The sequence below is a fragment of the Glaciecola punicea genome (assembly GCF_001756615.1).
Classification (GTDB): Bacteria; Pseudomonadota; Gammaproteobacteria; order Enterobacterales; family Alteromonadaceae; genus Glaciecola; species Glaciecola punicea.
Genome location: NZ_LZXY01000003.1, coordinates 197941 through 223998, shown reverse-complemented (window position 1 = coordinate 223998; position 26058 = coordinate 197941). Strand labels below are relative to the sequence as shown.

At 44.2% G+C, this 26058-nt stretch carries 21 protein-coding genes; 8 read left to right on the top strand and 13 right to left on the bottom strand.

The window, feature by feature from the left end; genetic code table 11:
• Positions 1 to 75 precede the first annotated feature (75 nt).
• The 8 genes from BAE46_RS05175 to BAE46_RS05140 all read right to left on the bottom strand — a co-directional run bounded on the left by BAE46_RS05175 (position 76) and on the right by BAE46_RS05140 (position 10403).
• Positions 76 to 1218 carry an alpha/beta hydrolase gene (locus BAE46_RS05175; RefSeq protein ID WP_006006471.1) on the bottom strand — a complete coding sequence of 381 codons (1143 nt, stop codon included), beginning with the start codon at positions 1216 to 1218 and terminating at the stop codon, positions 76 to 78.
• Between the two features lie 89 nt (positions 1219 to 1307).
• Positions 1308 to 2057, bottom strand: a complete 750-nt coding sequence (locus BAE46_RS05170; RefSeq protein WP_006006469.1) for a glutathione peroxidase — start codon at positions 2055 to 2057, stop codon at positions 1308 to 1310.
• A 317-nt stretch (positions 2058 to 2374) separates the two neighbouring features.
• Positions 2375 to 3496, bottom strand: coding sequence for a beta-ketoacyl-ACP synthase III (locus BAE46_RS05165; RefSeq protein ID WP_070111906.1), 1122 nt, complete (start codon positions 3494 to 3496; stop codon positions 2375 to 2377).
• 203 nt (positions 3497 to 3699) lie between these two features.
• Positions 3700 to 4611: a hydrogen peroxide-inducible genes activator gene (locus BAE46_RS05160; RefSeq protein ID WP_006006464.1), complete on the bottom strand. Its 912-nt coding sequence runs from the start codon at positions 4609 to 4611 to the stop codon at positions 3700 to 3702.
• Between the two features lie 191 nt (positions 4612 to 4802).
• Complete coding sequence (gene phoU / locus BAE46_RS05155) at positions 4803 to 5516, bottom strand: phosphate signaling complex protein PhoU (protein WP_006006462.1); 714 nt, start codon at positions 5514 to 5516, stop codon at positions 4803 to 4805.
• Between the two features lie 60 nt (positions 5517 to 5576).
• A complete protein-coding gene (gene pstB, locus BAE46_RS05150) occupies positions 5577 to 6383 on the bottom strand; it encodes a phosphate ABC transporter ATP-binding protein PstB (protein ID WP_006006460.1) in 807 nt (268 codons plus the stop codon).
• Between the two features lie 44 nt (positions 6384 to 6427).
• Entirely contained in the window at positions 6428 to 8056 is a 1629-nt protein-coding gene (gene pstA / locus BAE46_RS05145) for a phosphate ABC transporter permease PstA (RefSeq protein WP_070111905.1), read from the bottom strand.
• Entirely contained in the window at positions 8046 to 10403 is a 2358-nt protein-coding gene (locus BAE46_RS05140) for an ABC transporter permease subunit (RefSeq protein WP_070111904.1), read from the bottom strand. The genes pstA and BAE46_RS05140 overlap by 11 nt, the downstream gene beginning before the upstream one ends.
• 96 nt (positions 10404 to 10499) lie before the next feature.
• Here BAE46_RS05140 and BAE46_RS05135 point away from each other — a divergent pair, with 96 nt between their 5' ends.
• Genes BAE46_RS05135 through BAE46_RS05125 form a run of 3 tightly spaced genes read left to right on the top strand, consistent with a single transcriptional unit; the run spans position 10500 to position 14638 of the window.
• Complete coding sequence (locus tag BAE46_RS05135; RefSeq protein WP_006006455.1) at positions 10500 to 11003, top strand: glycine cleavage system transcriptional repressor; 504 nt, start codon at positions 10500 to 10502, stop codon at positions 11001 to 11003.
• A gap of 32 nt (positions 11004 to 11035) precedes the next feature.
• On the top strand, positions 11036 to 13108 hold the full coding sequence (ppk1, locus tag BAE46_RS05130) for a polyphosphate kinase 1 (protein ID WP_040520944.1): 2073 nt from the start codon (positions 11036 to 11038) through the stop codon (positions 13106 to 13108).
• Entirely contained in the window at positions 13109 to 14638 is a 1530-nt protein-coding gene (locus tag BAE46_RS05125; RefSeq protein ID WP_006006451.1) for a Ppx/GppA phosphatase family protein, read from the top strand.
• Positions 14639 to 14721: 83 nt separating this feature from the next.
• Here BAE46_RS05125 and BAE46_RS05120 read toward each other — a convergent pair whose 3' ends face one another.
• The 4 genes from BAE46_RS05120 to tkt all read right to left on the bottom strand — a co-directional run bounded on the left by BAE46_RS05120 (position 14722) and on the right by tkt (position 20041).
• Positions 14722 to 15621, bottom strand: coding sequence for a fructose bisphosphate aldolase (locus tag BAE46_RS05120; protein WP_006006449.1), 900 nt, complete (start codon positions 15619 to 15621; stop codon positions 14722 to 14724).
• Positions 15622 to 15689: 68 nt separating this feature from the next.
• Positions 15690 to 16862 carry a phosphoglycerate kinase gene (locus tag BAE46_RS05115; RefSeq protein WP_070111970.1) on the bottom strand — a complete coding sequence of 391 codons (1173 nt, stop codon included), beginning with the start codon at positions 16860 to 16862 and terminating at the stop codon, positions 15690 to 15692.
• 143 nt (positions 16863 to 17005) lie between these two features.
• Positions 17006 to 18034 carry an erythrose-4-phosphate dehydrogenase gene (gene epd, locus BAE46_RS05110; RefSeq protein ID WP_006006445.1) on the bottom strand — a complete coding sequence of 343 codons (1029 nt, stop codon included), beginning with the start codon at positions 18032 to 18034 and terminating at the stop codon, positions 17006 to 17008.
• 9 nt (positions 18035 to 18043) lie between these two features.
• The gene (tkt, locus tag BAE46_RS05105) at positions 18044 to 20041 is read right to left on the bottom strand and encodes a transketolase (protein WP_070111903.1); all 1998 of its coding nucleotides are present in this window, start codon (positions 20039 to 20041) and stop codon (positions 18044 to 18046) included.
• A gap of 366 nt (positions 20042 to 20407) precedes the next feature.
• On the opposite strand from tkt, the gene metK reads away from it, so the two are divergent.
• Positions 20408 to 21559 (top strand): methionine adenosyltransferase, encoded by a 1152-nt coding sequence (metK, locus tag BAE46_RS05100; RefSeq protein ID WP_006006441.1) that lies wholly within the window; start codon positions 20408 to 20410, stop codon positions 21557 to 21559.
• A gap of 54 nt (positions 21560 to 21613) precedes the next feature.
• Positions 21614 to 22414 carry a M48 family metallopeptidase gene (locus BAE46_RS05095; protein ID WP_006006438.1) on the top strand — a complete coding sequence of 267 codons (801 nt, stop codon included), beginning with the start codon at positions 21614 to 21616 and terminating at the stop codon, positions 22412 to 22414.
• A 90-nt stretch (positions 22415 to 22504) separates the two neighbouring features.
• On the opposite strand, the gene BAE46_RS05090 is transcribed toward BAE46_RS05095, so the two are convergent.
• Positions 22505 to 23383 carry a mechanosensitive ion channel family protein gene (locus BAE46_RS05090; protein WP_070111902.1) on the bottom strand — a complete coding sequence of 293 codons (879 nt, stop codon included), beginning with the start codon at positions 23381 to 23383 and terminating at the stop codon, positions 22505 to 22507.
• A 211-nt stretch (positions 23384 to 23594) separates the two neighbouring features.
• Between BAE46_RS05090 and BAE46_RS05085 the strand changes: the two genes are divergently transcribed.
• The 3 genes from BAE46_RS05085 to BAE46_RS05075 all read left to right on the top strand — a co-directional run bounded on the left by BAE46_RS05085 (position 23595) and on the right by BAE46_RS05075 (position 26006).
• Positions 23595 to 24323: a 16S rRNA (uracil(1498)-N(3))-methyltransferase gene (locus tag BAE46_RS05085; protein WP_040520959.1), complete on the top strand. Its 729-nt coding sequence runs from the start codon at positions 23595 to 23597 to the stop codon at positions 24321 to 24323.
• Positions 24324 to 24432: 109 nt separating this feature from the next.
• A complete protein-coding gene (gene gshB, locus BAE46_RS05080) occupies positions 24433 to 25380 on the top strand; it encodes a glutathione synthase (RefSeq protein WP_006006433.1) in 948 nt (315 codons plus the stop codon).
• 50 nt (positions 25381 to 25430) lie between these two features.
• A complete protein-coding gene (locus BAE46_RS05075) occupies positions 25431 to 26006 on the top strand; it encodes a YqgE/AlgH family protein (RefSeq protein WP_006006431.1) in 576 nt (191 codons plus the stop codon).
• The last annotated feature ends 52 nt before the right edge of the window (positions 26007 to 26058 follow it).

Genomic DNA, 26058 nt, shown 5'->3' with positions numbered 1-26058 from the left:
CAACAGCTTGCCACGAGTATGATCACAGGTCGAAACAGTGGCTTCAAGCGCTAAGATCTAGTGTAAATGCCCAGACTATACATCATTTTGTTTTGCTAATGTCTCGGATAAGAAAATGTCCAACATCATTAGCATTTTCCTATGCACTGGGTTAGTCTGAGGCATCGAGCACTTTTCATTTTCATTTATTTTAGTCTTATCAAAGGTTAGATTAACGATTTGCGCTGAACTCATGGGCAAGTCGGCATGGCATAAATCATACGACTCATCAATTTTGAATATAGTATGCTCGCCTTTCATTTGTTGGGTCAGTGCTTCAACCCCATTAAACAAAGTTACCTTGTCGGCCATTGAATGCGCAGCAAAAATAGGCTTGTTTATTTGCTTAGTTTTCAATATACCTCTAATATCATGCAGAAGATCCATTAGCACCAGCCCAGCATAACTGGCCACTGAAGGGTACTTGAAAGGGTGTGCACCAAGGGTTTCATACTTACCATCTAGCCACGTTGCCAATGTCTTCATGCCCCAAATTTTTGACATTGACTCAGCAGAGCCAGAAAGCTCAAGGGCACCCGAAAATAGCAACAGCGCTGCAGTCTCGTGAGGGTTGTTAAGCGTGTAATAGGTGGCAAATGTACCTCCTGCAGAGAATCCGCCCACCACAATGGGCAAGTCCGCTGACGCTGCCATATCTCGGGCAACCGCCATTACGCTGTTTGTATGCGCCACCCATCTTGTTTTGAGCTGCGGATCTTGCATGTCGGCATCGGCGTTTAGTTTGCCATGGCCAGGAATAAGCGGCGCTATTACCACAAAGCCTTGGTTGCGCAAAAACTCGCCTATTGAACTTATGAAATACGGAGAATCACTTAAACCATGAAACAACACTACCACACCTTTAGGTTCATCCATGCTAGGAGAAAGTCTAGGCAGTAATACAAAAGGGGCATTACCGTCGTTTTTAAGGTTTTCATAGCAAACCTTCACGCCATTGGTAAAGGTCTCATCGCAGGCTTTTACCGGCCCTAATTCATCCGCATAAATATTGAAAAAGCCCTGCGACTGCACAAATAAGGTCTGCATTTTTTGGCTCGAATTAGGTCTATCTTGAACAGCAGATGCCACAGGCGAACACAACAGCAAATGAACCAGTGAATAGCAAAAGAGCGCCTTTTTAGCAGCAAAGCTGTTTCGTAAACAAACTAGTATGGTCATGAAATTCGTACCTTAAATTGGGTCAGTAAAAGATCGAAAAAAAGAGCCAACGTAGGCTCTTTTAGGATAACTAGCAAGCACTACGCTACTTACTTTGCAGCGAAGTACGCTTCTAAATCATCGCTTCCGCCTATGTGTTTACCGCCTATAAATACCTGCGGTACCGTATCCCGGCCGCTCACTGCTTTTAGAGAAGACAAGCTAGCGTCTTTGCCAAGCACAATTTCTTCATAATCGTAGCCGTGTTTAGTTAGCAGTGCTTTTGCATCTACGCAAAAAGGGCAGTTTGGCTTGGTAAACAAAGACACTTCAGCTGGTGCGCCTTCACCGGGCGCTAAATAATTGAGCATCGTGTCGGCGTCTGACACTTCAAAGGGGTCGCCTGGTTTATTTGGCTCAATAAACATTTTCTCCACAATGCCGTTATTCACCAGCATAGAATAACGCCAGCTGCGCTTGCCAAAGCCTAAATCTTCTTTGTCTACTAGCATGCCCATGTCGAATGTGAATTTACCGTTGCCGTCGGGCACGACCGTAATATTATCGGCTTCTTGATCGGCTAACCAAGCATTCATTACAAAGGTATCGTTAACCGAAATACAGCAAATATTGTCCACACCATGCTTTTTGAATAAGCCTGCAAGCTGGTTGTAACGCGGCAAATGGGTTGATGAACAGGTAGGCGTATATGCACCCGGTAACGAAAATACCACTACTTTTTTATTGGCAAACAAGTCGTCGCTAGTCAGTTTTTTCCATTCCTGGCCAACGCGAGTAGGCCAACTTGCTTGTGGTACTGCTTTACCTTCCATATTTTTTACTTCGGCAGGATGTGTCATCATGTGTCCTTAAATATTAATAAACAAAGATAGCCTTAATATACTACCTTAATGTGAGTGTGGCGACTAAGAACCCGCCTTCAAATCGTCTAACTGGTATTTATCTATAAGCGAATATAGAGTGGGACTTGTGATCCCAAACAATTCAGCTGTTTTTGGCATATTCTGCTCTGACTTCTATTTTGAAACTCACGGAAGTTATCCGGCCATTTGTGATTTAACATGGCATTGATAGCGCAATGCGGTCAAGCATTGCAAACTGATCAGTAGTAATGATGAAACCTAAAGCCGAAGCCGATATCGAATAACAAAGGCATTTAGCGTTTTTGGACCAGTAAGCTGCCAATAGAATAGCCTGCGCCAAATGAACATAAAATTCCATAATCACCGCGCTGCAAGTCATGGTTATGCAGGTTAAAAGCAATCACAGAGCCCGCTGAAGCAGTGTTTGCATAAGTATCTAGTACTACTGGGGCTTCATCGGTGGTAGCTTCTCGGCCCAATAATCGCTTACTTATTAAGGTATTCATATTTATATTGGCCTGATGTAGCCACCATCTGCGTAAATCTTGTGGCACAAGCTCATGAGCAGCCAGATGTTCAGTTATATGCTGCGCCGCTAAGGGGCATACTTCTTTAAATACTTTGCGTCCTTCTTGGTGAAAAAGCTTATCTGGTCCATAAGGGTCTTCATCAGTGGCATGCGTTATATAGCCAAAATTAGAACGTATATTATTAGAGTACTGGGTCATCGCTCTTGTGCTTAAGATATTGTAAGCATGCTCACTGCTAACCGTTTCTGCGCTTTCAAGCACAACGGCAGTAGCCACATCGCCAAAAATAAAATGGCTGTCGCGATCGGTGTAATCTATTTGTGGTGATACTAACTCAGGGTTAATCACTAATACTGCTCTGGCAGTGCCAGCAGCCACCATTTCATAAGCTCTATGCATCCCAAATGTGGCTGCAGAGCAGGCTACTAGCATATCAAAACCGAATCCTTTGACGCCTAGCGCTTCTTGTATTTCAATGGCAATAGCAGGATAAGAACGCTGAGTGTAGGCGCATGCAACGATGATAGCGTCGATGTCTGCGGCAGTTTTATTGGCGCTGGCAAGGGCTTTTTGGGCTGCTTCTAGCCCAATTTCAGCCTGCTGAGATAGTTCGTTATCAGCCCGGCATGGCAGTAGTGGGCGCATTCTGTGAATGTCGAGCACGCCTTTTTTTTCAAATATATAGCGGCTTTTAATACCCGAGGCTTTTTCAACAAATTCAGCGCTTGAATGGGGCTTAGCAGACAACTGCCCTGAGTCGATTTGCGTTTTATTTTGCTCGTTATAATAATCAGCATAATCGTTATACGAGTTAATTAGCTCTTCGTTGCTTATACTATGTTTGGGTGTCCATAAACCAGAACCGCTGATCACAACTTGTTGCATATTTACTCCTATTTAATTGCCGATGGTGAGCTAATATTCGGGTTGTTTAAGCGCCTAACCTGAGTAATAGTGTTCAAAGCTGTCTGTATATGCTCAAGCATACTAGGTTTATTCTATATTTGCATACATAACTATATGCAAATGAGCGGGCAATCGACGTATTATACTTTTAAGACTTTTGACTAGCCTCATCGGCGCAAAATTTACCTTAACAATGCAGGCTTTGGCATAAGGGGCGCAAGCAAGGTTGCTATTGCTCTAAACAACTGCACGCGGGTAGTGCCGTTTCGCCATACTAAACCAATTTCCCGAAAAGCATTGTTGGTCACCGCCATGGCCTCTACGTTTGTGCCATTTAAAATGCCGTGCTGCAGTGCCATAGCAGGCATGAAGGTAAATCCCATCTGGCTGTTCACCAGCGTGACTAGGGTGTACAAACTGCTTGCGGTTAAGGAACTCACCTGCGCTTTATGCGCTAAACCGCAGGCGCTTATAGCATGTCCAGTTAAACAATGCTCTTTTTGCAGCAAGAAAATACTGTTTAGCGGGAGCTGTTCAATTTGTACGTTTTTAGGCAGCTGCTTTGCTTTGTCTTTGTGCGCAATTAAATGAAACGGGTCTTGACCCAGCAATAGCTGTTTGCAGCCTGGTGTTTTCATGGGCAAGGCCAACATCAACAAGTCAACATCACCTTTTATTAGAAGATCCGTTAGATTATCAGTGGTATCTTCTAATAACTGTAGCGTTAGTTTGGGTAAATTTTGCTGCAAGGTATTAACGAGCTGTTCAAACAAAAATGGCGCGATCGTGGGGATGACGCCTATTTTTATATTCCCGGCCTGCCAATCGCCAGACGACTGTGCAAAGGCTATCCAGTCTTGTGTTTGGTTTAACAAGTCCCTACTTTTTTCGACAAGAGCTTCACCAAAGTAGGTGAACACAAAGGTTTTATGCTCTCTTTCAAGAAGCTGTTGGCCAATAGAATCTTCGAGGTTTTGAATGGCCGCACTAAGGGTTGATTGACTCACACTGCATTTTTGGGCCGCGCGGGCAAAATGCTGCTCTTTGTGCAATACACTTAAGTAGTAAAGATGTTTTAAATTGGGTAATCGCAAAAGTACACACGCTAAATCAAAGTGTCTTAATAATCTAAGGTTAGCACGTGCACGAGCTTGTTACCAAGCCATTATTGCACGCCAACCTTGGTTTGCGTGGTGGATATAGGCAAGCCTGTGCCAGAGGCAATTAATTAGGGCAAACCGCAAGCCAAAACCTTCGTTTGCTCGAAAAGGCAGCGAAAGTTAGTTTATTTTAAGAGCTTCTTGACCGTTTTTTTCATGCTAGAGCTGTGTAAATCTCGACCATAAGTTAAATAAATGACGTACTCACAGATATTTTTGCATCTGTCGCCTATACGTTCAAAGGACCTTATTGCCCACAGCACGTCCATCCATATTGCTATATCTTGTGGATTAGATTGTATTTCGGCTGCAGTTTGTTCGATGATTTTTTTATATACTTTGTCAATTTGGGTGTCTAGTTTGTGCGCAATAACCGCGGCCTTGTCATCTTGTCTGGCAAAAGCATCGAAAGTAGCTCGCATCATGGCAACATTGCGATTGCCAATATCCATCATGCCCGACAGCACTATATCTGATGCAGGAATGCGATCTTTAGTCACAAGCTTCGCCACTCTGGCTATTTCATCGCCAATGCGCTCTAAGTCGGTGGCGGTTTTTGAAACCGTCATGACCAAGCGTAAATCACCAGCGGTAGGGTTTCGCTTAGCAATAATACGCATGCACTCTTGCTCCACCTGCGACTCCATGGAGTCTATGCGTGAATCATTTAAAGCAACGCGTTCTGCTAAACTTGGCGCATTTTCTTTAAGTGCAACTAGAGTGTTAACAAGCTGCTGCTCTAGCACACCGCCCATGGTCAACACCGAGTGCTTTAAGTTCTCTAACTCTTGATTGTATTTGGCAGAGATGTGCGTATTCAACTGTATTTGACGGCGCATTACTGACTCCCACTATTAGCGCTTGATAGCGGCTGTAAACGCCTTAACGCGCATATAAAGCTATCCATACCGACCTGTAATATAGTCTTCGGTTTGCTGTTTGTTGGGCATAGTAAATAAAGAATCACTGTCTGAATATTCAATTAATTCACCCTTGTGAATAAACGCCGCGTAGTCAGACACCCTCGCCGCTTGCTGCATATTGTGTGTCACTATAATTAAGGTGCACTGCTGTTTAAGCGCTACCATTAGTTCTTCTATATACAAAGTGGTAAGGGGATCTAGCGCCGAGGTAGGCTCGTCTAGCAACAGTACTTTAGGCTCTAGGGCTAAGGCTCTTGCTATCATTAAGCGCTGCTGCTGACCGCCCGAGAGCGTGAGTGCAGATTCAAACAGCCTGTCTCTTACCTCGTCCCATAAAGCCGCGTTTCGAAGGGCCTTTTCAACGCTGTCGTCAAGAAAGCGTCGACGCTTTTCGCCTTGAATGCGCAGGCCAAAACTGACGTTATCGTAAATACTCATCGGAAACGGGTTAGGACGCTGGAACACCATGCCTATTTGGCTACGAAGCCTTGAAACCCGTTCGCGCTTATCGTAAATATTACGATTGTCTATCCATACTTCACCGCTTATCTCATGCGTACTTATAAATTCATTCATACGATTAAAGCTGTTCAACAAAGTGGTTTTACCGCAGCCGCTTTGCCCAATAAGCGCGGTAATCTTATTTTTAGGTATGCGAATACTAATGTCGTTTAGCACCTTTTTGGCATTTAGCGACACGCATAAATGCCGAACATCGACACTCGTTTGTTCTTTTGAGAACTCTTCGACAGACAGTGCCTCACGTTCAAATAGTTTAAACATATTTTTTATGTTCGCTCATGATAGTCATTCATTACAACCATTCATTACAGCCGCTCATATTTATTTCTAAGCTTATTACGCAATAAAATAGCAGACAGGTTAAGTAAAAGTACAACGAGTAGCAGCAGCATACAAGAAGCAAACATTAAAGACGATACCTGCGACTCCGTTTGATTATGAAATGCACCGTCATAAATAAATACGCCTAAATGCATAAACTGTCGTTCTAAATGTACGAATGGAAACTCACCGTCTATGGGTAGTGTGGGTGCAAACTTTACGGCACCTACAAGAATAAGCGGCGCAACTTCACCAGCAGCGCGTGCAATGGCTAAAATAACACCTGTTAAAATACCCGGACTGGCCATTGGCAGCACGACTTTTACGATGGTTTCGTATTTTGTAGCGCCTAGCGCTATAGCACCCGAGCGCAAATTGCTCGGCACGCGGCTTAAGCCTTCTTGAGTGGCCACAATCACCACCGGCAAGGTCAGTATACCCATGGTTAGCGACGCCCATAACAAACCAGGCGCACCAAACGTAGGCGAAGGTAGCTTATCTGAATATAGTAAGCTGTCGATAGAGCCGCCTAGCACGTATACAAAGAAACCTAAGCCAAACACGCCATACACCACTGACGGCACTGCGGCCATGTTGCTTACGCAAATACGAATAGTGGTAGTCAATCTGTTGTCGGGTGCATATTCATGTAAATAAATAGCCGCAATTGCACCAAAGGGGGTCACTATTATGGCCATAATAATCACCATTAGTAAGGTCCCAAATATGGCGGGAAAGACACCGCCACTGGTGGAGGCCTGCTTGGGCGAGTCGCTTATAAATACAACTATTTTATTCAAAATGTAGCCAATAGATTGCCAAGAGCTTAACTGGTTGGGCTGATAAATATCCTGCACTTTATTTATGGCAAGACTCAAGAGCTCGCCGCTGTCTAGGCGAATATTTATTTTATAGCTGCCAATTTGTTCAATAATATTGTTGGCGTGCGCTTGCCAAAGCATGAATTCGGCTAAGGTAGTTTGGTAAAGCGGCGTATCCCTTGCAACCTGCTTATTGTCAAGCTCACTTATCGCCCGGTGCAGACTTTGCAGGCGCTGAATTTGAATGTCGCTTAAATTTTGCTGTAAACGCGCCACTTCTGACTGCAAAACAACTAAATTCGCTAAGCTTTGCGACACCTTGCTGCCTTCTTGCAAGCTTACGAATTTGCCTACTAGGGTTTGCCCTGAGGTAGTATTAATTTGGTATAAACTGTCTGCTGCGCTGACCGTTATTTTTGGCATTTCTTGGGTTTGGGCTATGTACTGAATAAGCAACTTTTGCTGCAAGCTACTGGCAAGCTCTGCGGCTGACAAATGGCTGAGGGTATACTGAATTTGCTCCTTTTGAACTGACCTATCTGGCACTGACGTGCCTTTTCCTTGCACATCTTGTGCGTGCGATAGCGTATGAACAGTCGTGATCTGATAAGCAGACATAGGCATAAAATAACGCCCGCCCTGCACGCCAATAAAAGCAAAAATACCTACTAGTACAATTAAAATAGTGGCGCATGCAAGCATAGCCAGCACTTCTAATAAAGACTGTTTGAACTGCTGCGCATAATCACCGCGCACATATTTGTTAGTAAGTAGGCTTAATTTACTGATCATTGTTGTGCATCCTACGTTTTAGCAAAGCAGCAATGGTATTCACTACAAAAGTGAAGGCAAACAAGATAGCGGCGGTCAAAAATAAAATATGATATACGGTACTGTCGACCGGCGCTTCTTGCAGCTCTATGGCTAGATTTGAGGTTAATGTGCGCAAACCTGAGAGTAAATCCCAGTTGGCAATAGGCGTATTGCCGGTCACCATTAGAACAATCATGGTTTCACCAAAGGCCCGCCCAAAGCCCAACATAATGGCCGATACTATACTGGGAAATGCCACCACCAACACCACTCTTACGAGGGTTTGAACTTTGGTCGCGCCCAAGGCAAATGATGCTTGTTTTACCCCTTCTGGCACTTCAAATAAGGCGTCGTCAATTAAGGTATAAATCGTAGGGGCAATGGCCACACCAAGCGCTAGTGACACTACAATAGCGGTTTTTGACAGGGTTAAATTAGACGCTACTAGCACCAGCGAGTCATAACCCTTACTGTGTGAGTAGTCAGTAATTAATAAGCTTAATGCGAAAATAAAGACGACTCCAAGCAGCAGCAGCGAAGCGTTTAGAGGAAGCTGCCAGTTATCCAGCTTCTTATGCGCAATTCTGCTGTGTAAAAATCCGTGGATCGCGGCAATAATTAAGACCACAAAAGGTAATAATATAAGCACCGAGAAAATGGAAATTAGATAGCGCTCGGCAAAAGGTGCCAGCCACACCGCGGCTATAAAGCCGATAATTACCGAAGGAATAGCCTCTAGCATTTCAATACTTGGCTTGATGGCATTGCGAATATGGGGAGGTGCAAAGTAAGCCGTGTAAATAGCCGCGCCAAGGGCTAGCGGCAACGCTACGATAAGCGCCAGAACAGATGCTTTTACACTCCCCATGATTAACGGAATAACGCTATATTTGGGCGATTGAGACGCATTCGACACCGAAGTTTGCCATAAATACTCTTTACTGGCATAGCCGGCATAGTCGTTTTTACCGAACAGTATTTGCATGCTTGTCATGCCTTGGAGCTGGCTAATTTGATATAGCTCAAACCTGTCGTCTAAGCTTAGCTGCAGCTGGCCTTGCGCATAGTTGATTCTGCTAATTGGGCCCTTTAAGGTTTTTTGTAGCTTTATGTCGCCTGTCACAATATTCATTAAGATTAAGTGACCGTGTTCATCTACGAAAAAACCAGCGTTATGTTGTAAATCAAACGCTGTGTGCAACGTGCCTAGGCCCATTTCTATTGGCATAGGCAATGCTAAAGTCTTTCTTAATAAGAAATCACCGCTGTTGTTAACAAGTGTAAATTTGTTCAGGCTGACGCGGCTATTTGTATTTTTATCGTTGTTGCTAGCTTGTTTGTTATCATTGCTATGGTCTATGTTAGGCTCTACTGAGCGCACAAAGATGTCGAGTGACGATGGCGAAAGACTAAGCGCATTAATGTTCGCTTCATTGTGTGTGGATCTGCCGTTTTCATAAGCTTTAGCCTTGTCTGTCATTGCGCTGTTAACTGTACTGTTGATTGTATTATTGATTGTATTATTGATTACGCTGTTGGATACGTCAGTAAAATTACCGGCTTCATCCAGCACCAACGTTTGAATAATGTTCAATTGACTATCGTACATTCGCAGTTCGTTATGCGTCGCCACTAACACTTGCTCAAACGGTACGATAGGCAACAAACGCATCGCACCTTCATATAATCTGATAGTGGGCGCCTCTAAGCTTGAAAAGCTGTGCCTGAGAGTGAGGATATTATTAACACGACTTTGCGTGCGAACGGGGCGTTGAATAAATAGTTCTTCGCCACTTAAAGAAATGTTCCAAGTACTTGAGTTTGTTTGACTAAATTCATCTGGCAGTGCAATAGACGATGTTAAGAAGAAAGAATCTTTATTTTCTAAATAATATATTTCTAAGACATTGTCACTGGTCAACACTACTACATGTTGATTTTGATCGCCTGCTAAGGCAATGGTATGTTTAGTGCAGTTTGGTGCAAATTTTTTAATCGCGCGATTAGCAGGGTTAACGCTAGCACTGCCGTCGTGGGCTAAAGACACGCTTGCGCTTAGATACAGCGCACAGTCTTTTACGCTTAAATTCACCCATTCCCCCTGCAGTTGAGTAAGGCCAATACTGTTGCTAGCAAAGCTACTTAAGGTATTATGGATTCTTTCGCTTTTAGGCGATTGCAGCAAGGGCAAGGCATTTGTGAGTATATGTAGTAGTAAGGTGGCAAAAATGGCCAACACCAATAGGCCAAACGCAGTAACAACTAGCTTAAAAAAGTAGTCACGGCGAAAACGGCGTTTCTCAAATAGGGTAGTTTTGCTTTTCATTACATAGAATTGGGTTTACATTTCATAAACAAGATGTGATTTTGCGATTATAAAAACACTTTACCACCCACAAATCAACTACAAGGAATCAAGAATATGCAGGCAATGGTACTTTCGATAATAGGGGCAGACAAATTAGGCTTAGTAGACGAGGTTGCCAGTGCAGTTGCCAAGGCCGATGGTAACTGGCTGCGCAGTAGTTTTTGCCATTTAAGCGGCCATTTTGCTGGGTTTGTAGAAATAATGCTGCCCAAAGAAAATCACAGCAGTTTAGTGCGTGACTGCCACGCGCTGTCAAACTTACAAATAACCCTATTGCCCGCAAATGAGGCGACATCAACAAACACTAAGCGCATTCGCATAAAAGTGACCGGCAACGATCGCAAAGGCATAGTGTCGGACGTAACGAGCGCCTTAACACGCTTTGATTTAAACATCGTTGAGCTAGACACAAAATGCGAAAGCGCACCCAACTGGGGGAATTTACTCTTTAGCGCAAATATTGTGGTAGAAACCTCTGAAAATATTGATACCACTAAGCTACGTGCCGCAATAGAAGGTATTGCAGATGATTTAATGGTAGACTTAAAAGAGAAGTAATTCTGTATAAATACTATCAAAAACAAGGAACTATGACTAGCATGAGTATTTTGTATTTCCCTAAAGAAATCAGTTGGCTTGCATTTAACGAACGTGTGTTACAAGAGGCAGAAGATATAAATACCCCTTTAGTTGAACGTCTACGGTTTTTGGGGATTTATAGCAATAATTTAGACGAGTTCTATCGTGTGCGGGTGGCCGATGTAAAACGCCTTATTACCATTAGTCAAAACGAAGAACAGTTTGATACAGCCGCCGAATTAATCTCTTTGCTGACGCGTATTCATGAAAAAGTGCGCGGCCTGTCAGCCAAATTTGACCAAACACACCGCAAAGTCACGAAAGAATTAGAACGCTATAATATTTTCATTTTGCATCATTCCCAGCTTAGCCAGACGCAAAATCAATGGGTACAAGAATACTTTCGTAATCATGTTCTGCGTCATGTAGCACCCATTTTACTAGACAATAAAGTACAGCTAATTCAGCGTCTAAACGACAGCTCGGTTTATTTAGATGTGGCCCTGTATCGTCCCGGCAGAACCACTAGATATGCGGTGGTAGAAATCCCCACTAACGCCACCGACCGCTTTATTGTGTTACCACCTCAACGCACTCGCAAAAAGAAACAAATCATTTTACTTGATGACATTATAAAGCTGTGCGTTCACGAAATTTTTAGGGGTTTTGTCAAGTTTGAAAACGCTGAAGCCTATTCGTTTAAGATTACCCGCGACGCAGAGTATTCCATAAACGACGAGATTGACGAAAGCTACGTAGAAAAAATGTCGGAAAGCATGAAACAGCGCTTAATTGCTGAGCCCGTACGCATTATTCACGACTTTGGCATGCCCAATGAGATGATTGCAGATTTACGCAAACGCCTGCGTATTTCATCTTCTGATACCATTCAATCGGCGGGGCATTACCGCAACTTCAAAGACTTTATTAGCTTTCCAAATGTGGGGCGTGCTTACTTAGAATATGCGCCCCTAGCGCGCATAAGGAACAAAACCTTTGCCCAACACGACACTGTTTTTCAAGCCATAAACAAGCAAGATATTTTGCTTTACTACCCGTATCACGACTTTTTGCATTTTACAGAATTTGTGCGCCAGGCCGCTTTTGATCCCATGGTTAAACATATTAGGCTGAATATGTACCGAGTTGCCAAAGGTTCACGCATAATTAACTCTTTGGTTGACGCCGTTGATAATGGTAAAAAAGTGACAGTGGTGGTGGAGCTTCGCGCCCGCTTTGATGAAGAAAATAACATTGCTTGGTCAAAACGCATGACCGACGCGGGCATTAAAGTGATTTTGGGCAACCCTTCGGTAAAAATTCATAGTAAACTGTGTATTGTTACGCGCGAGGAACGCGGCAAACTGCGCCACTATTCGCACTTTGGCACCGGTAACTTTAATGAAAAAACGGCGAGGATCTACACTGATTTTTCACTGTTTACCTGCAACCAAGAGCTTGGACTAGAGGGTATTGAAGTCTTTGAGATGATCATAAACCCCTATCGTAAGTACCGCTTCAACCTGCTGCAGGTCTCGCCTATTAATGCGCGTAGTAAAATACAATCGCTTATTCGCCAAGAAATTCAGCGCCACACAGAAGGCAACAAGGCCTGCATTACGATTAAACTGAATAACTTGGTTGACCCAGAGCTCATTGACGATTTGTATCGCGCATCGCAGGCCGGTGTAAGAATCAGAATTATATGCAGAGGAATGTGCTCGTTAATACCGGGCGTTAAAGGACGAAGTGAAAACATTAGTATAATCAGTATTGTAGATCGCTTTTTAGAGCATCCGCGCATAATGGTGTTTGAAAACGGCGGCGAGCGTAAGGTGTTTATATCCTCAGCCGACTGGATGACACGCAACATGGATTACCGCATTGAGGTTGGCTGCCCGGTATTTGATGAAGACGCTAAGCAGATGCTGATAGATTTACTTGAACTTCAATTTCAAGACACCCTAAAAGCCCGTGTTATTGATGAAAAGCAAACTAACGAGTATGTGAAACGAGGCAATCGTAAAAACATACGTTCACAAATACAAACTCACGAATATTTAACCAAACGAGAGGAGTTCTAGTTGAGCGACCTGTACCAAGTTTTCAACGACAAGCAACACGCAAAAACTGAACTATATGCCGCCCTAGATTTAGGCTCAAACAGTTTTCATTTGGTCGTTGCAAGAGTTGTTGCCGATGCTGTTCAAGTAGTGAGTAAGGTAAAACAAAAGGTGCGCTTGGCGGAAGGTTTAGACGATCGCAATATTCTATCAAGCGAAGCAATCTCGCGAGGCGTAAGCGTACTGGAAAGTATGAAAGAATCAATGCAAGGCATTGAGCCAAGAGCGATTCGCGTTGTGGCAACACACACGCTGCGCCGAGCAAAGAACTCACGCGCGTTTTTACGCCAAGCGCGTAAAGTGCTGCCCTTTCCTATCGAAATTATTTCAGGCAATGAAGAAGCACGGCTTATTTTTGTAGGCATAGGCAGTAACTCTTCCTATTCGGGTGAGCGCTTAATTTTTGATATAGGCGGAGGTTCTACAGAATTCGCCATTGGCAGCGGCACCGAGCCTAGAATTACTAAAAGTATTCAAATAGGCTGCGTTAGCCATCAGCAGCGCTTTTTCCAGAATGGCGAAATAAGCAAAGACGCCACACGAAGAGCGGTAACCGCGGCCAAAGTTGAACTTGAACTTGCTGCGATAAGTTTAAACCGCTTTAAGTGGGAACAGACCGTGGCCAGTTCGGGCACAGCACGCGCGGTGTGCGCGGTAATTAATAGTAAAAAAGGCGTGTCTGTAGATGCGCCAGTAACATACCAAGCGTTGCTTGATTTACTTTCTCAATGTATTGAATTAGGCCACAGCGAAGCCCTTAAGTTTGAAGGCTTAAGTGTAGATAGGCAGCCTGTATTTGTGGCTGGGCTATGTATTTTAATTGCGATATTTCAATCGTTAAAAGTGACCCAAATGGCGTTTAGTGAAGCAGCCCTGCGCGAAGGTGTTCTGTATGAACTGCAGCCTAATCACAGCAGCCAAAATGTGCGCGTGCGCACGGCCCAAAGCTTAGCTACACGCTATGCGGTTGATATAAACTACGCCCACAAAGTCCTTACCACCTGCATGTACATTTTTGACAGTGTTAAAGACGCGTGGGAGCTCAAAAAACCGTCCCTCAGGCATTTCTTAGGCTGGTCTGCGCTATTGCACGAAGTAGGCCTTCAAATACATTCAAGAGGCATACAAAAGCACTCTAGCTATATACTACAATACTCTGAGATGGCCGGATTTAACCAAGATCAGCAGCAAATAATTGCATCTTTAGTTAGGTTCCATCGTAAAAAGATCCGCAAAGACGACTTGCTAACAGAGGCAAGTATAAGTGAAAGAGAGTTGACTCAACTGCTAGTGATTTTACGTTTAGCGGTGCTGCTAAACATCAATCGTTCAAAGTCGACCTTACCTGAGTTTACTATTACCGTAGAAGATAATGAGCTTAAGCTCGGTTTTGCGCAAGAATGGTTTGAATTATCGCCTTTATTACTGGCTGATATTGGTCAAGAAAATGACTATTTAAAGCATACAGATATGCATTTAACCTTGCTGTAGTCTTACTTTAAAGCAGCTTGTAACAACTAAAAAAGCTTATGTATTAGGTGCTTTTTTAGTTGTTACAAGCAATACAAACAAGCTTATGTAGCAGAGGCATCGTAAATTGTTTGAATGGTATGATCCAACTCATCGTTAAAATCATCTTCACAAAGCTGAGCGCTTAAACCTTGCGTTAGTGCGCGCGAAAAACTGGCTATCATCGATTTATTTTCAGACAAACGCTTGTTAGCTTCGTCACGGCTATACCCGCCCGACAAGGCAAGCACTTTTAACACTTTAGGGTGATTAATTAAATCGGCGTAAAAATTTGCGTGTTCTGGCAACGTAAGCTTTAACATAACCATTTGATCATCATTTAGACTGTCTAAATGCGCCAAAATAGAAGCTTTGAGCAAGCCTTCAGCGGCGGCTTTTTCAGGACTGTTAATATCTATCTCAGGCTCTATAATGGGCATTAAGCCTGCCGCTAAAATTTGTTTTCCTATTTCAAACTGCTGCGCCACGACCGCGTCAACACCTGCTTGCTTAGCCATTTTTATGACGGAGCGCATTTTTGTACCAAACACATCTTGCGCCCTTGCTTTTGCTAATAATGCGTCCAACTCAGGCATAGGTTTCATGATTTGTGCGCCGTTTTCTGCATCCGCTAAACCTTTGTCCACCTTCAAAAATGGCACTACCTGTTTGTTTTCCCACAAAAAACGCGCTGAAGATTTCCCTTTTATGCCTCTGTCTAGGGTATCTTCAAACAATATAGCGCCCAGTACACGACTACCATCAAAAGACGGACTTGTGATTATACGCGTTCGCATAGCATGAACACAGGCGAACATTTCCTCGTCGTTAGCGTAGCCCGACTCGTCAATACCGTATAAACCTAAGGCTTTTGGCGTGCTGCCGCCACTTTGATCAAGTGCCGCAATAAACCCTACCGTAATTTTTACTTTTTCCAACATTGCTTGCTGAGCAGCCGTGGTCATATTCAACTCCTTTTACGCTATAATTTAGTCTACGTTCTTTTGTATTTTACCATTGCTGGTAATGTCATTTAATCTCTGTCTAAAATAGCCACTGCGGGCAAGGTTTTACCCTCAAGGAACGCTAAAAACGCACCGCCTCCTGTGGATATATACGAGACTTTATCAGCAATACCGTATTTGTCCACAGCGGCGAGTGTATCACCGCCACCGGCAATTGAAAATGCGTCACTTTGCGCAATAGCATGCGCAATCGCTTTAGTGCCTTCACCAAACTGGTCAAATTCAAATACGCCTAGCGGGCCGTTCCACACAATAGTGCCGGCATTTTTCAATATATTGGTTAGCACCTTGACGGTATTAGGCCCTATATCGAAAATCATATCATTGTCACTTACCGCATCTACCGATTTGGTAATAGCGGGCTCATCTTTTGAGAACTGCGATCCTACTAACACGTCGCTGGGGATGGGAATATCACCGCCGTTGTCTTTCGCCGCTTTTATGAGCGCTTTTGCCTGATCAATTAAATTCATTTCAACAAGAGACTTGCCCACATTGTGCCCTTGGGCAGCAATAAAAGTGTTTGCAATCCCACCGCCTACAATAAGCTGGTCAACTTTGCTTGATAAGCTATCAAGCACGGTAAGTTTAGTGCTTACTTTAGAGCCGCCTACAATAGCCACCATGGGCCTTGCTGGATTATCTAGCGCTTTGCCTAGTGCTTTTAGCTCACCGTCAAGCAAGGGCCCGGCGCACACTTGCTTAGCATATTTCGCCACACCGTGAGTGCTCGCCTGTGCTCTATGAGCAGTACCAAATGCATCCATAACGAAAATATCGCACAAGGCTGCGTATTTTTTGGCTAAAATATCGTCGTTTTCGACTTCACCCACATTAAAGCGAACGTTTTCTAAAAGCGCAACTTGCCCGGACTTAAGCGCAACTCTTTGATCTAAATAATGACTAATAAGCGCCACTTTTTGACCTAAGGCCTCACTCAAATAATCAGCCACCGGCTGCAGCGAATACTTTGTTTCTGGCGACCCCGGGGTAGGCCTGCCTAAATGAGACATAAGCAAGACTGCTGCCCCTTTTTCTAGCGCTGTTTTTATGGTGGGTAAGGATGCTCTTAGTCGCGCATCGGAGCTAATCTGGCCTTCGTCAATAGGAACATTTAAATCTTGTCGAATTAAAACGGTTTGCTGGTTTATATCTAGCTCAGACATTGTACGTATTGGCATAGCTGTTTCCTCATTGCAGATTAATATGTGAATAAGCGCTGCTGTTGTTTCGTCTTTATGCTTATATTCACCCATTTGCAGAATAGTAATGCTAAGCTGATGACTAAGAACTTCTAATGCTCACTATTGGCTATGCGTGAATTTCACTGGCCATCACAAGCATAACCAATTTTATGCATATACAAAGCAGTGTCTAACATTCTATTGGCAAAACCCCATTCATTGTCACACCACAGCAGTGTTTTCACTAAGGTTTTGTGACTCACGCGTGTTTGCGTACCATCAACAATGCAAGAATGCGGGTTGTGGTTAAAATCTATCGACACCAAAGGTTCTTCGGTGTAATCAATAATATTAGCGGGGTAATCTCGGCCTGCGTACTTAAGCGTATGGTTAACATCGGCGGTAGTCACGTCATCACGTAGCGTTACGCTTAAATCCATTGCGGTGACATTGATAGTAGGGACTCGCACCGCGATGGCCTCAAACTTGCCCGCAAATTCTGGTAGTATGCGCTCTATGCCTGCCGCAAGTTTGGTGTCTACTGGAATAATCGACTGACTCGCTGCGCGCGCGCGCCGAGGGTCTTGGTGATAACCGTCGATGACCTGCTGATCGTTCATCGACGCATGAATAGTAGTAATAGTTCCGCTTACAACGCCAAACGCGCTGTGTAAGGCCTGAATAACCGGCACTATACAGTTTGTGGTGCACGAACCGTTTGACACCACGGTATCGCTTATTTTTAAAGAACTATGATTTACGCCATATATAATTGTGGCGTCTACGTCTTGGCTAGCGGGTGATGAAAACAGTACTTTTTTAGCACCTTGACCTATATGTGCCAGCGCTTCAGATTTCTCGCTGTAAATGCCAGTACACTCAAGCACAATATCAGCATTCACGCTATTCCAGTCAATATCGCTTATGTTGTTATGGCGCATTAATACAATTTTATGCCCGTCAATATACAGATGGCCTTTATCTACGCTTACTTTATGTGCAAAACGTCCGTGGGCAGAATCGTATTTGAGCAGATGGGCCATGGCATCTGGCTCGGCAATTTCATTAATGGCTACCACCTGTACGTACTCTGCGTAACCGTTTTCAAATAGGGCGCGCACAATATTGCGCCCTATTCTACCAAAGCCGTTAATGGCTATTTTGAGCAAGAATGTCTCCTAGCGTTGAAGGGCTAATGCAGCGTCTACAGCCGCTTCTACCGTTATTCCAAAATGCTGGAACAATTCACCCGCAGGCGCTGACTCACCAAAAGTGTCCATGCCAATTACAACGCCGTCTAAGCCAACATATTTATACCACGTGTCTTTTGCAAGCGCTTCAATGGCGATACGTTTGGTAATAGTGGGGGGTAATACTGAGTCGCGATATTCTTTAGATTGACGATCAAACACGCTTGTGCACGGCATTGATACCACTCTTACCGACATACCCTTTGTGGCTAATTGCTCGGCCGCTTGCGCTGCTAAATGCACTTCAGAACCTGTTGCAATAAATACCACATCAGGATGTTCGCCAGTATCAAGCAACACATAAGCGCCGCGTTCAACGTCTTTCACTTGCGCTGCGTTTCTTGCCTGCTGTGGCAGTCCTTGGCGAGTAAATATAAGCGCGCTAGGCCCATCGGTTTTTTCTATCGCGGATTTCCAAGAAATAGCCGATTCAACTTGGTCACAAGGACGCCACGTATCTAAGTTAGGCGTAGCACGAAGCGCAACAAGTTGCTCAACCGGCTGGTGTGTGGGCCCATCTTCGCCCAAACCAATTGAGTCATGCGTATATACGAATATAACTGGCAGCTTCATGAGCGCGGCCATGCGCACCGCATTTCGTGCGTATTCCACAAACATAAGGAAGGTCGCACCATATGGCTTAAAACCGCCATATAAACTAAGGCCGTTCATCATTGCCGACATGCCAAATTCACGCACGCCATAATTAACGTAGTTACCACTGGCGTCACTTGCAACAATGGTTTTGCTGGTGTTGTGGATGGTTAGGTTAGACCCGGCTAAGTCTGCAGATCCGCCTAATAATTCGGGTAATACTGGTGCATATGCGTTTAAGGTGTTTTGCGAGGCTTTGCGCGTGGCTAAGGAGGCTGGGTTTTGCTGTAGTTCGCTTATATAATCGCTGCATGTTTTTTCCCAGACATCTGGCAGTGTCGCGTTCTTACGACGAGTGAACTCAGCGGCTAACTCAGGGTGGGCCTGCGCGTAGCGGGCGAATTTATCATTCCATGTTTGTTCTGCAACAGCGCCTTTTTTGCTAGCATCCCAAGCTGCGTAAACGTCTTTAGGCACTTCAAATGGAGGGGATGTCCAGCCAAGGGCCTCACGCACAAGTACTATTTCGTCATCGCCCAAAGGCGCACCATGACAACTTTCACTGCCCTGCTTGTTAGGCGAGCCAAAGCCAATGGTGGTTTTACAACAAATTAAGCTTGGTTTATCTGTTTGCGCCTGCGCTTTTGCAATGGCCGCTGAAATCTCGTTAGGTTCATGTCCGTTTACATCAGCAATTACGTGCCAGCCATAGGCCTCAAAACGCTTCACCGTATCGTCAGTAAACCAGCCTTGTACGTCGCCGTCTATTGATATACCGTTGTCATCCCAGACTGCAATAAGCTTGCCTAGGCCAAGCGTACCGGCTAGCGAACATGCTTCATGAGAAATACCTTCCATGAGGCAGCCGTCGCCTAAAAATGAATAGGTGTAGTGATTAACAATGTCTAAGTCGTCTTTGTTAAATTGCGCAGCCAATACTTTTTCAGCCAGCGCCATGCCAACGGCGTTGGTAATGCCTTGGCCTAAAGGACCGGTGGTGGTCTCAACACCGGGTGCATAGCCGTATTCTGGGTGACCGGGTGTTTTAGAATGCAGCTGGCGAAAGTTTTTTAGCTCTTCAATAGGTAAATCATAGCCCGTAAGGTGCAATAGCGAATACAGCAGCATGGATCCATGACCGTTAGAAAGAATGAAGCGATCGCGGTTAGCCCAGTTAGGGTTTTTTGGATTGTGCGATAAGTAATCACACCACAACACCTGGCTAATATCGGCCATCCCCATTGGGGCGCCAGGATGTCCTGATTTAGCTTTTTGTACTGCATCCATACTTAATGCACGAACTGCATTAGCAAGGTGACGACGAGAAGGCATGATTGCTCCTTGGTAAAAATTACGACGGCCGCTATTGTTACTCACCCGCCCCGCTTGTTCAATAATTAAATCTCGTTTTGGGTTTCTTTTATTCACTTGTTATGGAGTATTAAGGACTTGTAAAAACCAAATAGACTTTTTTAACGTAAAGCACCATATCGATTTCGCTGTGAATTTTAGACGTCTAGAAGTAAAGACTGGTAAATGAGCTGATGTGAGCTATAATATTGGCCTGCATATTTACTTTGCCTGTTTTTATAATGGAACGCTCATCAAAAGCAGTGAACGTAAGCATTTTATAGTTTAACTAAGCCCGTTGCTGAGTAAAGCACAGTGGGGGGGCTGTTTATTTTTTAGGATTTTGGCATGACAACACACGTATTTACTTCGGAATCGGTATCTGAGGGGCACCCTGATAAAATCGCAGATCAAATTTCTGATGCGGTACTCGACGCCATTCTTACAAAAGATCCCAAAGCAAGAGTGGCGTGCGAAACGTTTGTGAAAACAGGCATGGTCTTGGTCGGCGGCGAGATAAACACAACGGCGTGGGTTGATATTGAAGAATTAACCCGTAAAACCGTCAAAGATATTGGTTATGTTCACTCTGACATGGGCTTTGATGGCGGCTCGTGCGCCGTACTAAATGCAATCGGTAAGCAGTCATCAGACATTAACCAAGGCGTCGACAGAGAAAGCCCCCAAGCTCAAGGTGCGGGCGATCAAGGACTCATGTTCGGCTATGCCAGTGATGAAACCGACGTGCTCATGCCTGCACCCATAACGTATGCACACAGACTGGTGCAGCAGCAAGCCAAGCTGCGTAAAAACGGCACTTTAAACTGGCTGCGTCCCGATGCAAAAAGCCAAATTACCTTCATATATGAAGACAATGTGCCAGTAGGGATAGATGCTGTCGTATTGTCTACTCAGCACTGCGATAGTGTTTCGATTAAAACCTTACGTGAAGCGGTAATGGAAGAGATTATTAAGCCCATACTGCCCGCGCAGTGGCTAAGTAACAAAACTAAATTCCACATTAATCCAACCGGTCGCTTTGTGATTGGCGGCCCAATGGGCGACTGCGGCCTAACAGGTCGTAAAATTATTGTGGATACCTATGGCGGTATGGCGCGTCACGGCGGCGGTGCCTTCTCAGGTAAAGACCCATCAAAAGTAGATCGTAGCGCGGCCTATGCAGGTCGCTATGTGGCAAAGAACATTGTTGCCGCTGGTCTGGCTAAACGCTGTGAAATCCAAATATCTTATGCTATCGGCGTTGCCGAGCCAACCTCCATCAGCATAGAAACATTCGGTACCGGCAAAATTAGCGAGACACTGCTAGTAGAATTGGTCAAAACTCATTTCGACTTAACGCCTTACGGACTTGTAAAAATGCTCAACCTAGAGCAACCTATTTACAAAGAAACAGCCGCTTACGGTCACTTTGGTCGCGAGCAGTTCCCATGGGAAGCAACCGACAAAGCCGTTTCCCTAAGAAGCGACGCTGGTTTATAATATTGACTTGTGTAAAACGTCACTGCGTTTTGTGGCGAATGCTTAGGAGCTTGTATGAAATTAATGGCGATAAAAGCCCTAGCAGTCATTGCTACTGCGCTACTGCTAAATGCCTGCGCCACATCACCTACCGGCCGCAGCCAAGTGCTGCTGTTTCCCGACGGTGAATTAGCCACTATGGGTCAACAAGCCTTTGCAGGTATGAAGTCTGATATTAAAATATCAAACAAGCCTGTAGCAAACGACATGGTGCAGTGTATTGCTCGTGAGCTCCTTAAATACGTCGATGACTCAGTCTATAAGGGCGAATGGGAAGTGGTGGTATTTGACGATGACCAAGTGAATGCTTTTGCCCTTCCTGGTGGTAAAATTGGAGTATATACCGGCTTATTAAATGTGGCGGTCAATCAGCATCAGGTAGCCGCAGTAATAGGCCATGAAATTGGCCACGTCATTGCTAAGCATGGGAATGAGCGTATGTCGAACAACGCCGTCATAGGATTTGGACAGCAGGCAGTGGGTCAAGTGTTAGCGGCTAACCAAGTGTCACAAACGCCTGAAATTATGATGGCACTTGGCGTTGGCCTGCAGTTTGGCACCTTAAAATATAGCCGCGTGCATGAAAGTGAAGCCGACGAAATAGGCCTTACCTTAATGGCTAAAGCGGGCTTCAAACCCACTGAATCTGTTTCGCTTTGGCAAAACATGGCGGCGCAAAGTGGGGGCAAACGTCAGCCTGAATTTATGTCGACCCATCCAGCGCCAGAATCGCGCATAGAAAATCTGATAAACCAAATGCCACAGGCTGAAAAGTTATTTAAGGCAGCTCGCAACCGACCTAACTGCGGCGATTAGCTTGCTTCTTATACGATGTAGACGATTACAATAAAATCCGTTGATATTACTATTAACGGATTCATTATTACGTAAGTGAATACGCCATGTTTATAAGTGCTCCTTTGCTATGGGCTCTTCATTTTTATGCATGTGAACATCCATTTGAGGATAAGGGATAGAAATACCTTCCTCGTCAAAGCGCAGCTTCACGGCTTCAATGAAGTCAAACTTAAAACCCCAGTAATCACTGGACGCTGTCCATGGGCGCACCACAAAATTAACGCTGCTGTCGCCAAGTTCAGACACCGCTACCTGTGGGGTAGGATCAGCCAATACGCGAGGATCGGCAGCCAGCATTTCCAGTAACACCGATTTGGCTTTTCGAAGGTCGTCGTCATAACCAATACCAAACACCATATCTACACGGCGTGTTTCTTTGGCACTGTAGTTGGTTACGTTACCACTGTAAATTGACCCGTTTGGTATAATAATTTCTTTGTTGTCGGGGGTGACCATCATTGAGGTGAAAATACCGACACTTTTTATGGTACCCGAGGTATTAGCAGCATCTACATAGTCACCTGCTTTGAAGGGGCGAAATACCAGTAACATTACGCCTGCCGCAAAATTTGCAAGAGAGCCTTGCAAAGATAAGCCTATTGCCAAACCTGCGGCGGCTAAAATGGCGGCGAACGAGGTAGTGTTCACGCCCAACTGATCTATAGCCGCAATGACGACAAATAGCATCAAAATTGCGCCTATAATCGATTTCAGAAAATCAACTAGCATTTCATCGTATTTTGATTTAGCCATTACTTTGCCAAAAATACTGAGTAAGATTTTGACGACTATTTTACCCACTATGAGTATTACTATCGCCATTGCGATATTAATACCAAATGGAATAAGGTACTGATCTACGTATTTTGATGCTTCTTCAATGGTAATTCCATATTTTGCTGCTTCTTCAGTGGTGTTTTCCAACATGAATTCGCTTCCTTACTGACTATATTTAACAAGAGGCGCTATTGTTTCGTCATTTCAAGTGCCGTATTTTTGAACATATTCTTATTGCTTCAATGAGGTAATAAGAATACATACAGGACTTAAAATACCAAGTTAGCAGCGCAAAACAAAGTTATTATTTATGCCGTTTTGATTTATACTAATGGTCATTTATCCTCTACTATCTGCAAAAATGCGAATTCCAAGATTTTTTATAGAAGACCCTTTAATTATCGACAGCACTATTAACGCCCCTACCGAATTAGCGCACTACATGCATAATGTACTGCGCCTTCGCATAGGCACGCCCATTGTTTTATTTAATGGCAATGGCAGTGATTTTCCTAGCGAGATAGTCGACATACAAAAACGCAGCGCAAGCATCCTCATTAATGCGCAAATTTCACTGTCGCTCGAGTCACCTCTGCATTTACATTTAGGCCAAGGTGTCTCTAAAGGTGAACGAATGGATTTTGCTTTGCAAAAGTCGGTTGAATTAGGCGTGACGGAAATTACGCCTATTATTACTGAAAATTGCAACGTAAAGCTTGACCAAGAACGTTGGGATAAGAAACTTGCTGCATGGCAAAAACTGATTATTGGCGCCTGCGAACAAAGCCAGCGGAACATCTTACCCATACTGCATCAGCCAGTGACTATGCATCAGTGGCTAGGACAGTCTAGCGATTTAACAAAAATCATTTTAGCGCCGGGTGCGAAAACCTACTTGTCGGGCCTGCAACAGCCGCAAAAAGGCTTTAGAGTTGTTATTGGACCTGAAGGAGGCTTAAGCGAAAAAGAAATTTATACGGCCACTGAGACAGGATATACACCGGTCAATATTGGCAGTCGTATCTTACGCACTGAAACCGCCGCTATTGCTTGTTTGGCTATATTACAAGCTAAGCACGGTGATATATAAGCCGCGAATTTTGTGTCTATTAAATTAGATTATTGGCAGCTGCGCTTGCTTTTATCTATAAAACCCACACAATTGAGTGACAAAATATGCAACTAATACACGAGCCCCTATGACTATTAAGCTTGGCATTGTAATGGATCCGATTGAGTCCATTAACATTAAAAAAGATACGACCTTCGCAATGATGCTAGAGGCGCAAAAACGCGGCTACGAAATTTACTATATGCAAATTGGCGATTTATACATTACTAACGGCCAACCTAGGGCGACTGTTACCCGCATTAGCGTGCAAGAAAAAGCATCTGATTATTATTCAATACTGGCACAAGACGACATCTGCCTAGGTGATTTGACGGTGCTGTTAATGCGTAAAGATCCGCCTGTTGATAGTCAGTTCATTTATGCGACACATATATTTTCTTTAGCAAAAGACTTAGGTACGCTTGTCGTAAACGACCCACAGGCATTGCGCGACTTTAATGAGAAATTATTTACCTCTTTATATAGTGACTTCATTCCTCCCACATTGGTTACGAGTAATAAAGAACGCATAAAAGCGTTTCATGCAGCGCATAAAGATATCATTGTGAAGCCGCTTGACGGTATGGGCGGCACCAGCATATTTCGTGTAAAAGAAGATGGCGTTAATTTGGGCGTTATTTGTGAAATTATTACCTCTAATGAAAGTGTGCATGCAATGGTGCAAGCGTACATGCCAGAAATTAAACTAGGCGATAAACGTATTTTGCTAGTAGACGGTGAAGTGATCCCCTATTGCTTAGCACGCTTGCCCAGCGGTAACGAAACGCGCGGAAACTTAGCCGCTGGGGGCATCGGGCAGTCCCAGCAGGTAAATCAGCAAGACATGCAAGTAGCCCAAGCGATTGCCAAGGATATGCCCGATAGAGGCATCCTATTTGTTGGTTTAGATATGATTGGCAATAAGGTCACTGAAATTAACATCACCAGCCCAACCTGTGTAAGAGAAATTGAAGCAGCTTATGACATTAACATATGCGCTAAGCTGTTCGATGCCATTGAAAAACGCTTACACTAAACTATGCTAGACCATTTATGTCGCTAAAACGCAATAAGGGATACTATTTTATGTCTAAAATCAAAACCACGCAAAGTCTCAAAAATCACTTTTTAATTGCAATGCCAGTATTAAGCGACCAGTATTTTTCACGTTCGCTCACCTTTATTGTTGAACACACGAGCGAAGGCGCAATGGGCATTGTGATTAATCAGCCTTCTACTATGACGTTTAGAGAACTCATAAAAATGGCTGATGCAAGTGCAATTGTTGACGACGACATAAGTAATAAAGTTGTTGTATGCGGCGGCCCGGTGCATACCGACCGTGGGTTTATACTGCATATGGCCAAAGGTGGCTACAGCTCTTCTATTAACGTTAGCTCTGATATTATGTTAACTACTTCAAAAGATATTTTGTCTATGCTAGGCAAGCAAGACGGGCCGGCAAAATCAGTCGTCGCCCTTGGCTACGCCGGTTGGGATGCTGGACAGCTTGAACAAGAAATTCAAGACAGCGCATGGCTGACCATTGAGGCCGACAAGGAAATACTTTTCGACACCCCTAATAGTAAAAAATGGGAAGCAGCGGTTAATAAATTGGGCATCAATGTATGGCAGCTAACGCAGCAGGCAGGACAAGCATGATGATGCGGCCCTTTTTAGCCCAAGGCTTGTTAACACGGCTGCTGTTAAGAAT

Bases quoted from the DNA above. Each gene is read 5' to 3' on its own strand.
- pstB (WP_006006460.1), bottom strand. From the start codon at position 6,383: ATGTTTAAACTATTTGAACGTGAGGCACTGTCTGTCGAAGAGTTCTCA.
- BAE46_RS05085 (WP_040520959.1), top strand. From the start codon at position 23,595: ATGCGAATTCCAAGATTTTTTATAGAAGACCCTTTAATTATCGACAGC.
- BAE46_RS05090 (WP_070111902.1), bottom strand. From the start codon at position 23,383: ATGTTGGAAAACACCACTGAAGAAGCAGCAAAATATGGAATTACCATT.
- tkt (WP_070111903.1), bottom strand. From the start codon at position 20,041: ATGCCTTCTCGTCGTCACCTTGCTAATGCAGTTCGTGCATTAAGTATG.
- BAE46_RS05115 (WP_070111970.1), bottom strand. From the start codon at position 16,862: ATGCCAATACGTACAATGTCTGAGCTAGATATAAACCAGCAAACCGTT.
- BAE46_RS05140 (WP_070111904.1), bottom strand. From the start codon at position 10,403: ATGAAAAGCAAAACTACCCTATTTGAGAAACGCCGTTTTCGCCGTGAC.
- BAE46_RS05175 (WP_006006471.1), bottom strand. From the start codon at position 1,218: ATGACCATACTAGTTTGTTTACGAAACAGCTTTGCTGCTAAAAAGGCG.
- phoU (WP_006006462.1), bottom strand. From the start codon at position 5,516: ATGCGCCGTCAAATACAGTTGAATACGCACATCTCTGCCAAATACAAT.
- BAE46_RS05120 (WP_006006449.1), bottom strand. From the start codon at position 15,621: ATGACCACGGCTGCTCAGCAAGCAATGTTGGAAAAAGTAAAAATTACG.
- pstA (WP_070111905.1), bottom strand. From the start codon at position 8,056: ATGATCAGTAAATTAAGCCTACTTACTAACAAATATGTGCGCGGTGAT.
- BAE46_RS05075 (WP_006006431.1), top strand. From the start codon at position 25,431: ATGTCTAAAATCAAAACCACGCAAAGTCTCAAAAATCACTTTTTAATT.
- BAE46_RS05165 (WP_070111906.1), bottom strand. From the start codon at position 3,496: ATGCAACAAGTTGTGATCAGCGGTTCTGGTTTATGGACACCCAAACAT.
- BAE46_RS05095 (WP_006006438.1), top strand. From the start codon at position 21,614: ATGAAATTAATGGCGATAAAAGCCCTAGCAGTCATTGCTACTGCGCTA.
- metK (WP_006006441.1), top strand. From the start codon at position 20,408: ATGACAACACACGTATTTACTTCGGAATCGGTATCTGAGGGGCACCCT.
- BAE46_RS05170 (WP_006006469.1), bottom strand. From the start codon at position 2,057: ATGACACATCCTGCCGAAGTAAAAAATATGGAAGGTAAAGCAGTACCA.
- gshB (WP_006006433.1), top strand. From the start codon at position 24,433: ATGACTATTAAGCTTGGCATTGTAATGGATCCGATTGAGTCCATTAAC.
- BAE46_RS05135 (WP_006006455.1), top strand. From the start codon at position 10,500: ATGCAGGCAATGGTACTTTCGATAATAGGGGCAGACAAATTAGGCTTA.
- ppk1 (WP_040520944.1), top strand. From the start codon at position 11,036: ATGACTAGCATGAGTATTTTGTATTTCCCTAAAGAAATCAGTTGGCTT.